Source organism: Taibaiella soli (genome assembly GCF_003236175.1).
In the GTDB taxonomy this organism is placed as follows: domain Bacteria; phylum Bacteroidota; class Bacteroidia; order Chitinophagales; family Chitinophagaceae; genus QKTW01.
In genome coordinates this window covers 37,647-50,253 of record NZ_QKTW01000023.1, presented here as the reverse complement: position 1 = coordinate 50,253, position 12,607 = coordinate 37,647, and the positions used below count along the sequence as shown (strand labels likewise).

General features: G+C 44.4%; 7 protein-coding genes. 3 read left to right on the top strand and 4 right to left on the bottom strand.

What is annotated here, in order from left to right:
* Window positions 1-171: 171 nt before the first annotated feature.
* Both DN068_RS18020 and yihA read right to left on the bottom strand, forming a co-directional pair.
* Complete coding sequence (locus DN068_RS18020) at window positions 172-2,082, bottom strand: T9SS type A sorting domain-containing protein (RefSeq protein WP_111000339.1); 1,911 nt, start codon at window positions 2,080-2,082, stop codon at window positions 172-174.
* 125 nt (window positions 2,083-2,207) lie between these two features.
* Window positions 2,208-2,828, bottom strand: a complete 621-nt coding sequence (gene yihA, locus DN068_RS18015) for a ribosome biogenesis GTP-binding protein YihA/YsxC (RefSeq protein ID WP_111000338.1) — start codon at window positions 2,826-2,828, stop codon at window positions 2,208-2,210.
* 29 nt (window positions 2,829-2,857) lie between these two features.
* On the opposite strand from yihA, the gene ubiE reads away from it, so the two are divergent.
* The 3 genes from ubiE (at window position 2,858) to porT (ending at window position 5,859) form a co-directional block, all read left to right on the top strand.
* Window positions 2,858-3,610: a bifunctional demethylmenaquinone methyltransferase/2-methoxy-6-polyprenyl-1,4-benzoquinol methylase UbiE gene (gene ubiE, locus DN068_RS18010; RefSeq protein WP_111000337.1), complete on the top strand. Its 753-nt coding sequence runs from the start codon at window positions 2,858-2,860 to the stop codon at window positions 3,608-3,610.
* Between the two features lie 119 nt (window positions 3,611-3,729).
* Window positions 3,730-4,986, top strand: coding sequence for a DUF445 domain-containing protein (locus tag DN068_RS18005; RefSeq protein WP_111000336.1), 1,257 nt, complete (start codon window positions 3,730-3,732; stop codon window positions 4,984-4,986).
* A gap of 150 nt (window positions 4,987-5,136) precedes the next feature.
* A complete protein-coding gene (porT, locus tag DN068_RS18000; RefSeq protein ID WP_111000335.1) occupies window positions 5,137-5,859 on the top strand; it encodes a type IX secretion/gliding motility protein PorT/SprT in 723 nt (240 codons plus the stop codon).
* A 131-nt stretch (window positions 5,860-5,990) separates the two neighbouring features.
* On the opposite strand, the gene DN068_RS17995 is transcribed toward porT, so the two are convergent.
* Entirely contained in the window at window positions 5,991-8,615 is a 2,625-nt protein-coding gene (locus tag DN068_RS17995) for a T9SS type B sorting domain-containing protein (protein WP_165836443.1), read from the bottom strand.
* 162 nt (window positions 8,616-8,777) lie between these two features.
* Complete coding sequence (locus DN068_RS17990; RefSeq protein ID WP_111000333.1) at window positions 8,778-12,425, bottom strand: T9SS type A sorting domain-containing protein; 3,648 nt, start codon at window positions 12,423-12,425, stop codon at window positions 8,778-8,780.
* Window positions 12,426-12,607: the final 182 nt, after the last annotated feature.

Sequence of the window (12,607 nt, the reverse complement as noted above, 5' to 3'; positions counted from 1 at the left end):
CAACCTTTTTTAGGACGAGGCATTTTTCGAATAGAATAAGAGGTTGTCTCATCCAGAGACAACCTCTTTTCATTTGTCGCAATCCCCCTGTTGCACAAAATCAGCAGAGAGTATACAGCAATAAAAAAAGACGGCCGAATGGCCGTCTTTTATAAAAATATTCGGTTGTTATTATTTAATAACAGTGAATTTTTTGAATGTAGTACCGTTGTCAGTACCGATCAGCAGGTAGTAGTTACCAGCAGCGTAGCGAGATACATCCAGGCTCACTTTCTCGCTCTGAACATTGTGATGTGTTTCAGAATACATAGAACGGCCGAGTGCGTCGATTACTTTGTACGTAACGTTTTTAGAAGCGTTATTCAGCTCTACAGAAACGTTTGTGCTGCCTTGTGCCGGGTTAGGGAACAGTGTAACATTACCAATGTTTTTAGTAACGTTTTTCACGCCAACCGGAGCAGTTTTATACATGTGCATTGCAACAGCAGGAACTTCATTGTATCTGTCGAACTGAACTGAGTCAATGAAGAGTGCATTACCAGCGAACGGATAAACACCGAACACATTATTAGGATCTGCAAGACCAGTGTTAAGGTCAGTACCGATAATAGATTCTGCAGGATCTGCAGTACCAGCTGCTGCTCTTACACCACCAGCGAGGTAGAAACCGTATGCACGGGAGAACCAGCTTGCAGTTTTGTCCATACCCAAGAATGAACCCAATGGAGCTTCAACTGCAACCCAGTAATGGCTGTTTGCATCGATTTGTGCGAAAGGAGAACCGTTATCATCAGTCAGATCAACAGTGAAAACACCGAATGTATCAGCTGAAGTAAAGTTTTTGATATTTGCACCCATCAACTGCAGTTCACCAGCTTCGATAGTTGAATCTTTTTGCAGCGTATCTGTCCATTTGAACACATATACAGATGCAGTCAGGTTTTCCAGAGATGCAGGAGGGTTAATGCTCAGATAGTATTGAACTTTAGAAGCGTAACCACCATTTGGCATATAGAAAATCGGACCCATGGTGAAGTTGTTCGAACCACCTGCCGGCTGAATGCTGATGCTTACATTTGGTTCGTATTTCGTGAAGTCATATGCACCTTTACATACAATTGAATCAGAGATGTTATGATTAAATGTATACAGGTTGTCCTGTGGTGTACCTTCTAACGCTACGCTATCATAAGTCATAGAGTAGTTGTGTGAATAACTACCTTGACCAGTTGGAGCAGCCAGCGTGTACGGTGTTGCATTAAAACCAAATTTGATTGAATCGGCAGGAGCGATAGAATCAATTGTGTAAGAATGCGCAGCTTTAAATGAAGCTGAACCACCGGTAGGAGTCCAGTATACAGAATCCGTAACTACGATGTTATGTTCAGTAGCGGTACCATAGTTAGCAACACCACCACCACAGATGAAGCTGTAAGGGAAGGCACCGCTAGTACCAGCCAACTGTGTATAAGGAACGTTAGTCGCGTGCGGTGTAGCCTGGTAGTTACCTACGATACCGAGATCGTGGGTAGCGCCGAGTGCCCATGTACCGAAAGATACTGTTACCGGAACGTTGTTATGGAGTGCCTCATTGATCAGGTCACCGTCAGCCTGAGTAACCATCATTACAGGGATACCCAGAGCAACACCAGTACCACCACCCATAGCGATTGGATCGCCTGGAACGTTGTTAACAATGATTACAGCGATAGCGCCTGCGCTTGCTGCTGCAGTAGCTTTCGTTACGAAGCTGATGCCGCCGCCGCGGTACAACAGACATACTTTACCAGCAACCGCAGCTGCGTTAGTCAATGGATTAGTAGCCGCGAGACTATCTTCACCTTGTATAACCGGCTTGTTCAGCATTGGAGTAGATGGCTGAGCGCCCCAGTCTGCAATTGATGCTTTTTTCGTGCCTGTAAGGTTCGTCGGTGTATTTACCATGAGTCTTACACTGCTAAGATTCGCGATGATGTTGTCCTTCATCGGTTGGTACTGCGACTGTGCGACAGCCAGATTAGTACCCCCCACCAGACATGCACCTGATAAAAGGAGTGATCCGAGTAAGTTAAAATGCTTCATAAAAAAGGTAAAATTTAAATGCAGCTCAAAATAACACAATGTTGCGTTAATAGCAAAATGTTAACTTCACGCAAAGTCATTTAATGGTAATTTTCGCTAAGGAAAGTCGTATTTAAATGCCTTGATTACGAAAGTTGTTCAGGTTCTTTGCCCCACTCTTCATTAACTTCTTCTATATATGCCAGCATTTCTTTGCGGCCATGAAATTTTTCTGCGCTGGTGACAAAGCTGCGAGGAATGAATTGCCATTCTTCTTTCATCTTTTCAATGAATTGTTTCGCGTTTTTCGCCACTTCGCGTTGCGTACTTTTATCCGCTTTGGTAAATACAATACTGAAAGGAACGCCCCACTCGCCGAGCTGCGCCATAAAGTCCAGATCAAGCTGTTGTGGCTTCAGACGGCTGTCCACCAGTACAAATACGGTCATCAGATTTTCACGCTTTGTGAGATAATTGGAGATCATCTTCTGAAATTCCGCACGCTGCTTCTGCGAAACTTTAGCATAACCATAGCCTGGCAGATCCACCAAATACCAGGAATGGTTGATCACGAAATGGTTGATTAATTGCGTCTTTCCTGGGCTGGAAGAGGTTTTCGCCAGCTTGGTCTGGCGGGTCAGCATATTGATAAGCGAAGACTTGCCCACGTTGGAGCGGCCGATAAAGGCATATTCTGGTTTATCCGGCTTCGGACAATCTTCCACTTTGGGGCTACTGATCAAATATTTGGCAGAACGTATTTCCATTGATTACTGTGCTGTACTTTTGCGTCGAGATGCAAAATGAATTTCAAAAAAATCCGGCAGACGCCGTTCTTCCCGATGCGGGCTCAAATTTAAGCAAGAAAGCGCAGGTTGCCGACATGTTTAATGACATTGCGGGCAAATATGATTTCCTCAATCATTTTCTTTCGATGGGAATTGATAAAGGATGGCGCAAAAAAGCGATCGCAGAAATAGCAAAAGTAAAGCCACAGCAAATTCTGGATGTGGCCACAGGAACGGGCGATCTGGCGATTGCCGCATCTAAACTTCAACCATCAAAGATCATCGGTGTGGATATTGCCGATCAGATGCTGGAGGTAGGCCGCAAAAAAATCAGCGACCTACAGCTCTCGGATATTATTACCATGCAAAATGGAGATAGCGAAAATCTTCCGTTTACAACCAATACTTTCGACGCAGTAACCTGTGCGTACGGCACCCGTAACTTCGAAAACCTGGATAAAGGTCTCGCTGAGATGGCCCGTGTGATGCGCCCCGGTGGTAAATTAGCCATCCTGGAATTTTCACATCCGAAGAAATTCCCAATTAAACAGATATATAAATTTTATTTCCGTTACATACTGCCAACATTGGGCAAACTCGTTTCCAAACACAGCCGTGCGTATACTTATCTACCTGAAAGCGTTATGGCTTTTCCGGAAGGAGCCGCGCTCTGCAAACGCCTTGGAGACGCGGGTTTTAAAGATGCAAAAGCAAGACCGCTCACGTTTGGCATTACGACATTGTATACGGCAACAAAATAGTTTATTGTGAGTAGTCAGTTGTGAGTGCTTGTGGCAATACGGTACTGACAACTGACCGCTCACAACTGACGCTCTAAGTGGTTTAAATAAGGTAATTTTATAACAGAACACCTTATTACATGAGCATTCCCGTGTCACAAGACTTGAAAAAGAAGAGATTGCAGCGGTTTAAGATGATGGCATTATCGCTGCTGTTGCTCATGGCAGCAATCTATGCCATATGTTCTGTTTTCATTGATCAGTATTCCTGGCTGGGGTATCTGAGGGCGTTTGCAGAAGCCGCTATGGTGGGCGGTCTTGCAGATTGGTTTGCAGTGACTGCACTTTTCCATTATCCGCTCGGCATTAAAATTCCGCACACCAACCTCATCGAAAACAGCAAACAGCGCATTGGCGAAAATCTCGGCGATTTTGTTGTCGGTAATTTTATCACACCCGAAATCATCCGGCCACGTATTGAAAAAATTACGATCGCTGAAAAATTAGGCGAATGGCTGGCCTTAGAGAAAAACAGACGACCGCTGGTAAATGAAGTAATGATACTGGCTTCAGACATGTTGCAGCGGACAGAACAGGAGCAGATTGTACGGATGTTTACACAGCAGGCACAAACATTGGTCAACGATATCAATGCCGGAATTTTGATCTCGGATGTGCTGAACTATGTGTTGGAACACAAAAAACACGAGCCTTTTATTGACAGGGCTTTGGAAAAAATAGAAGAATGGATTCTGGCGCATGAATCAATGGTACGCGACCGCGTAAAGGCGGAAAGCTCAGCGTTGGTCCCCGGATTTGTAGATAATATGATCGCTAAAAAGATCACAAATGGATTTATCAAACTGGCAGAAGAAATTCGTAACAATCCACAGCACCCCATCCGCCAGGATATTGACCGGCAACTGATGAGGCTTCGCGATGATGTACAATCGAACCCAGAATGGCGTGCGCAGTTGCAAGATGCCAAGACCAAATTACTAAGTACTGAAGCTATTGAAAACTATGCCAGACAAGCAGTAGCGCAGCTATTACAAGCTTTTGCCATCGATATTCAGAAAGAAGATTCGGCCGTAAAAAATTATTTACACCAGACGCTTCAAAAAATTGCACAGCAACTGCAGACTGAAAAAGAAACCAGTGACAAGATTGACAACTGGATTCACTATCACGCTTTCCGGCTAATTATGAAAAGCCGGGCCTGGGCCGGTTCTTTGATCAGTCAAACGGTAGGAAACTGGCAGGGCGCCGAACTGAGCGAAAAGCTGGAACAAGAAGTGGGCCGGGATTTGCAGTTCATTCGTATCAATGGTACGCTTGTCGGTGGGCTTGTTGGATTGCTGATTTATGCAATTACCCAGCTGGCCCGGCACTTCTAGATGGCGCATCCAATAAAAAATATTTATAGAAAATCCGGAAACAGGCTACAATGGTTGGGTTTTGATCTCATTCTCAATTTTTAGCAAAAAATGGCTGGTTGCATAACTAATTACATACTGTATCTTCGTATCAACGCGTTAATATCTTCAATGAAGCTTTTATCCAGTTTCCGTAGTCTGGGCCAATTACTGGTCATTGCAGGCATTTGTTTCTGCAGCAGCAAAGCAAATGCACAACGGTATATCTTAAATATGCCAGAGCACGACCAGAAGCCGTATTATTTCGGTATCACATTTGGCATGAATTTTTCTGAATATCAGATTCGTTATAACCAGTCTTTTGCCGAAACGGACACCTTCAAAAAGATTCAACCTAAATGGTCGCCAGGCTTCAATCTTGGTTTGATGGCCAATCTTCGTCTAAACAAACGTTTTGATCTGCGTACGGTTCCTTCACTTTCCTTTGCGGAAAAGAAACTGGACTATACCGATCCGCAGTTTTCAGATGCTGAAATTCAAAAATCAATTGAGTCGATTTATATCCATTTGCCATTACAAGTAAAATTCAAGAGCGATCGTATTAAAAACTTTCGTTTTTATGCAATGGCCGGTGGCAAATTTGATTACGATCTGGCAGCAAATGCCCGTTCCCGCCGTAACGATGAATTCCTGAAAGTAAAACCTGTGGATTTGGGTTATGAAATCGGTTTCGGGTTTGAATTCTACAATGCGAACTTTATTTTCTCTCCGGAAATAAAGCTGAGCCAGGGTTTGGTAAATCAGCTTTATAACGACAGAAGCTTACCACTCACCAATGCAATTGATCAGATCAATACGCGTATGATCGTTATCAGCTTGCATTTGGAAGGATAAGAAATTGGTGATTTGAATTTGTGATTTGTAATTGAATGCTCGATAGTACTGCTGCCGTTGAACGGTGCGACGCAACTCAGGCTTAATCTGTGCGCCTTAGCTGGTGGCAAAATAAAAACCTGAGTCATTACTTACCGGATCAATGTTACATCACCTTTTGATGTGTGCATTTTTTGTTCACCTCCGGCGCCCAGCACCCAATACCGAAGATACCAGAAGTACACACCGCCTTGCGCCTGTTTACCGTTGTAAGTCCCGTCCCAGCCTATAGTATTTTCCTGCGAGTGATAGAGACTGTTGCCCCAGCGATCATAAACAGCAAGATCCGCAACTTTAATGTTGGGATTATCCGTGATCAGATGAAAATAGTCATTGAGGCCATCGCCGTTTGGTGTAAAAGCATCAGGCAGCCATGCATCGGAAGGAATATTGGTGACTGTGATTTTGTAAAAACAGGTATCGGCACAATCCGCATTTCGTGTCACGCAATAATAATTTTTCTGCCAATCTTTTGCCAGAAGATTTAATGCCGCACAATTTGAACACACAAGATTATTGTTTTCATCGTACCAATCCGTTTCAGCCGCGGCTGCACAGGCTGGCAGATTTAATTCTGTTTTATAAGGCGTCACGATAATCGTATCTCTGAAACGAGGATTGGGCTTTGGCAGCACCGTGATGAAAAATGCTGCTGTATCTGCACCAAAATCATTGCTAACAACCAACGATGCTTTGAACGTACCGGCTGTATCATAGCAGACTAAAGGAGATTGATTGCCGGTAATTGTAGCCGGATTGCCACCAGCGAAATACCAGTCGAACTGTGTAGGATTATGATCAAATGATGCCTGAAAACTAATGCAGGAGCCACTGCAAATGGTATCTTTTGCTGTCGTAAAATCGGTGATCACCGGCGGGCAAAAATGTACGAACATGGTATCGCTATAGATACCGCAAGGCGTAGTGGCAGACACCCAATATTTTCCTGGTTGAGTGATCTGAATATTTGCAGTTGTGGCACCGGTATTCCACAAATAATTATTGAAATTTCCACCTGCCGTAATAGTTGCACTCATTGCGGCGTTGCAGATGGTGGTGTCTGCCGGCAACAAAGAAATATTTGATGGCGGATAAATAGTGATACGAAATGTATCCCTAAATGTGCACTGCCCTATTCTTGTCTGCACCCAATAAGTACCCGTTTGCGTTGCGGTAAAAACGCTGTCGTGTGTGCCATCACTCCAGGTAATGCTGCCCGGTGTATGCAATGTATATTTTACCGGTTGCCCGTTGCAGGAAATAGAGTCTGGGATTGGCGCTGGTGCTGTTATGCTGTGTACCTGAAATGTATCAATACGCCAGGCGCCGCAAGTCTGTGAAGATTTCACCCAATAAGTTCCGGGTTGATTGATATTGATACTTTGTGTAGTGGCACCGGTATTCCAGATATAGCCGCCAGCACTCGGTACTTGTGCGGTGAGCTGCGATGGGTATTGACAGGCGTACTCTTCGCTGTTATTATAGATTACATGGGAGACGGGAACAAGATTGGCCATACAAGCGGAATAATAAAAATTGGAATCCCCGTTTGGCATAGTGATATAATTGTTCACCAATCCGCAAGCCTGTGCTTCCTTATTCGGGTAAAGGATAGCTGCGATATTATTTCCATAATATCCCGTTGAAATGTAAATATTGTTTTGCCCTGTCAATTGAATTTCGCGGACCGAGTCAATTATACCTACGAGTGTTTTTGAATTTTGAATATCAATAGCCGTCGGCAATGAAAGATCATACTGGTAGATTAAACCTTTTTGGGTGAAATTGCTATCAGTGTTGACTGTGCTATACAATTTCTTACTATCGGAGGATAATTCAATGGCATTAGGCCGGGTTGCATCTTGAAAAGCTGAAATACCGCCGGCAAGAGCAGGTTCTACCATTACCGGGTTAGATACCACCCCTGTTTGATAATTGAAATCAAATGCCTCGATAAACGAAGCCGCCTGCAAATCATCGGAACGTAGCACGAGCCGCTGATTGTTACTGGCAAACTTCATGTTTGCGTAAGCTACTTTCACAGAGTCCCCTGCGGTAGATACTACCGGTGCGTCAATACCTGATGCAGTGATATGATAAGCCTTGAATTGATTTGAATAAAGCAGGTGCATCACCAGCCATTTATCACACATACCGTAACCGGCTACAGCGATAACAGGACACGCATTCGAATCCAATACCCTGTCTTTAAAATTGGGCAAAACATCGCCCAATCCACCGTTAAGACTCATATCGACTTTACTATACCTAATTTTCGACGGAGATGGATTTCCGAGGCTGCCGCTGTAACTACTTAATAAAGGCCCGGTAAAAACATAATATTGCGCTGCATTTCCCGGATCAGGCACAATAAAAGCTTCTCCCCCATCGGGAAATATCGCACTATTGGTATGAATAATGCTATCTCCATGGGGCATTATATTATTGGTCTGATCCCAAACAACCGTTCCATTGGTATAAAAAAGCAGATTACCATTTGCATCGCTTACTGTAGCAGAGCGGAAGGGAGCATATACCTGACTTGGCAAAAAGCTGGCTGGTTGTGTGGCAAATGAAAGCCCCCATTTATTGCCGAATGCCCAGTTGTTATTTTCATATTGAGCAAAGGCAGTAGAACAAAGCAGTAACAACAAAACAGCACAGATGTAAACAAACCTGTACCCCTTGCCTATGGCATGGATGATAATACTTTTCATAGTCTTCATTATGGGCGGCGAAGCGTGTTTTCGGCGAACGGGCAAAAGCCAAAATTAATGACAAACGCAAAACAAAACACAGTTTGGTCGCTATTGTTACTACAAAATAAGGGCAGCAACTGCTTGTTGCCACCCCTATTTTAAAAATTGACCCTAGGATTACTATTCTTTTACAAGCGTACCTGTTTTTTCACCGTTCGCTGTAGAAAGCTTATAGTGATAAGTACCAGGAACCAGCATTGAAACGTCTAATGATACATCATTGAACCCTTCGATTTGTGGCAATTGTTTTTTGATTACTACTTTACCCAAAACGTCTACCATCATCAACGTAGCTTCTGTAGCACCACTTTGTGCATGCCATGCCACCTGAATCTGGTTAGTTGCCGGGTTAGGGAATACGTTTGCTTCCATTACCTGAGCATTATCGAGTGTTTCTTTCCAGTAGTTGCCAGCAGAATATTGCGGACCGCCATCGATAATCTTGAAATAAGAAGATGTTGTTACTGTATCACAAACTGTAGTAACGATAGATGCTGAAACTTTAAACACATCAGTTCCTTTAATCGCAGCATAGTTATTGATAAAATATCCGCTTGCCAGAGATGCAAATGCAAGCGCTGTTGGCAATGTTCCAGTGAAAGTCTGTGATGCGATCTGACCACCAGGACCATCCAGTTTAACGATGTAAAGCGTAGCCGAAGTGTTTACAACGTTAGCTGCCACACCGATCATCGCACAACTTGCAGCACCTAACCAACCCTGATCACAGAATGGAGCAGAAACCTGACCATGCGGATTGAACGTTGGTGAAGTATTTCTCGCCTGATAACCGCCACCAGGACAGTTTGCCTGCGGTGGTGCCTGCATACCGAAATCTACAAGCGCAGAAGCAGAATTGACGCTGAAAATATGTGTTGTTGTCAACGGACCGCCACATGGACCATATACAGTCAGCTTAATCTGCAGATAGCCATAATAGTGATTCAGTGCCGCAATGTTTGCAGCGAGATCATATGGCATTGAGGCAGGCAATACGTTGTACTCCGTATAAGTAGTACCTGCAGTGAATGTAGTACCGGAATAACTGCCAGTGCTGGCTTCTATACGGTAGCTGTCCACAGTACCTGTCACCCAAGGTTGCAATTTCAGTGCTGAATCTCCGTTACACAGCCATACTTTACCTGGTGTGTCTACATATACTTGAGCTACGCTGTCCAATTTAAAGTCAAGACCAGACAATGATGTAGCGCGAACGAGGTGGAAGATTTCTTCTTTTTCGTTGTTACCACATACACCTATTGCTTTTACTTTAACGCTTACATAACCGCTATAGCTGCCGATTACAGGGCTCAATGCGGCATTAGAAGCCATGTCGAAAGAGGAATAGCTCGATGATGCGAAAGTCGCTGCAGCATTAGTTCCGTAAGTGAGCGGCAACGTAGCACCCAGCTGTGTCACAGTCACTACATAGCTTGTATAATTAGCCGTCAATGTAGCATCGAGATTCAATGCCGTAGCGCCATCACACAATACAACATTCGGGTAGTTGGTAGGACCTGTAGGTGTTACACCATTCACATCGAATGTAACAACCGTAGGAGTATTCACCGCATGAATATTGTAATAGTGTTTCACGTTCTGACCAGTACAAGTACTGTTTGCCGTCACCGATACCTGGATAGTACCAGTATAGCCCAGCATACCAGATAATGATGAGATATCATACGGCATGCCCGTCTGCAACACATGTAGTGCAGAAACAGTAGAACCTGTTGCTGTAAACACGCCACCAGTATAAGTTCCCGGAGTTACATCAATTGTGTAGTCAACCAAAGTACCGCTGGTTACAGAAGCCGCAACCTTCAACGCAGTACCACCGTCACATTCGTTTACATCAGCCGCCGTAGAACCCGACTGGCTAACCGAATTCAGTGTAAAATCGAGACCCGCGACAGAGCTGCTGCGTGTGAGCTGGAAGATTTCTTCTTTCAAACCATCGCCGCAAATGCCGTGATTGGTAATCTTAACGCTGAGGTAACCGGCATAACCAGCTACAACTGAAGCCAGCGTAGCATTCGAAGCAATATCAAATCCTGTAAACGAACCAAGAGGAACAGTATAAGTTGCACTAGTGCCATAAACGAATGATGGTGGTGTGCCGCTCAGACGTGTTACCGTAACATCGTAACTAGTGTACACACCGCCCAGTGTTGCGCCCAGGTTCAACGCTGTTGCTGGTGCGCAAAGATTGATGACCGGATAAACGCCAGCTGTCGTTTGTGTAATACCGTTTACATTAAACGTAGTTACAACCGGCGTAGCAGGCGTTTCCAGTTTGATGTATTCTGTTACATTACTTGCACGGCCACAAGCATCGTTATTCATCATATCGATACGATAGTAACCTTCATGGCCTGGTGTAGCGAGCCATGTACTGTTGCTTCCCGGCAGGTTTTTCAGATCAACAAGACCGCCAAACGGACGCAGGAATGAATAACCCCAGGTAAGACCACCCGCAACCGGATTACCACTGGCATCTACCTGCACAATACCCATGTTCAGATAAGTTTGTGCCGGAGTAGTAAGATCAGTCAATCGGATACTCTGACAAGTGTAAACCGCTTTCGGATTAGCGAGTGTACCTCTGTCGCCGTTTACTGTAAAGTCGGTGTGAATAGCAGCAAATTCACTGGTGTTTTCACCAGTCAACTGGTTGCCGAAAGAATACGATGTGCCGTTGTTGTACACACAGCCAAGCTGTCTGGTTACCGGGCTAAATCCGGAGTTCGGATCAAATGACATCAAGTCTGCCGCGTTACCGCCAAAAGTAGTGCCTCTGGCAATAAACATCAGACCATTTGCGCCGAGCGCGACATCAGACTTGATACCGTAATTTGGAGTGAGCACATTGAAAGTAGTGCTACCCTGTGTAAAATAACCAAACTGTGTTGCAGTACTTACATACCAACGCACTGTACCACCGATGTTCACGCCTTCCAAACCATAAATAGTAGAAAGGTTTGGCCCTACTGCATAGGCTTGCGTAGCCGTGTTGAACGTGATCAGATTACCATTGATGTCCTGGTAAGCGATGTACGCACCGTCGTTAGAAATTTTCGCCTTGCTGGCAATATAGTGACTCGTGTAAGAATCATATTGTCTGTAATTCGCAGTCGTACCATAACTGTTGGCGAGTGTAGGTCTGGTGCCATCGCTGTGGAGCGTATACTGCTCAATGTACGGACCAGGCTGGCCGGGACCATTATTGGCACTGATAAAATAGTAATAGTGATCGCCGTTAGATTGCGCCGGCGCCGCTACTGCATCATAATACAAAGGATCGCCAACTGAGATGTTGGCACTTGATACGGCATTTGGGAAATTCGTGGTGTTAATGTTGTTCGTTACCCCACTTACATCCATAATGGTGACGTCCAATGCAGAACCGTGCGGAACCGTAACACCTCTGGTATTGATAATAGCGTACTGGTTACAATTGCTCGGACCCGTGAGTGGAATGATGACGCGAGCGCCTTCACCGGTCATGTTGGTCCAGACACCGGCAAAATCAATGCTGCTCATGCTTGAAGAAAACAATACACTTCCCGCAGCGCTGAATATGGCGCGTGGATTGGGATTGGAATAGTCAAGCGGAATACCGGTGGAGGAGATGGTAGTGAGTGAGTTAGTTTTCACGTTGTAGACCCTGTTTCCGGCCATAGACCAATAGGTGTCCTGGGCCTGTGTCTGTAACACAGAGGCACAGAGGGATGCTATGGTAAGCATCCTCTTGAAGAGGTGTTTCATTTTGATGTTGGTTTTTTTAAGTTTTAGTTTTCGATAGGACCCAAGGTGGGCGTAATTCTAATTGCGCAAATATTTACGGAGCCAAAGAAAGAATAAACTATTTTAAAAAACAAGTATACAAAATAATTGCATGATATTTTTTTATTGTAAACAATGAAGAATACATACAAAAAACTGAAACA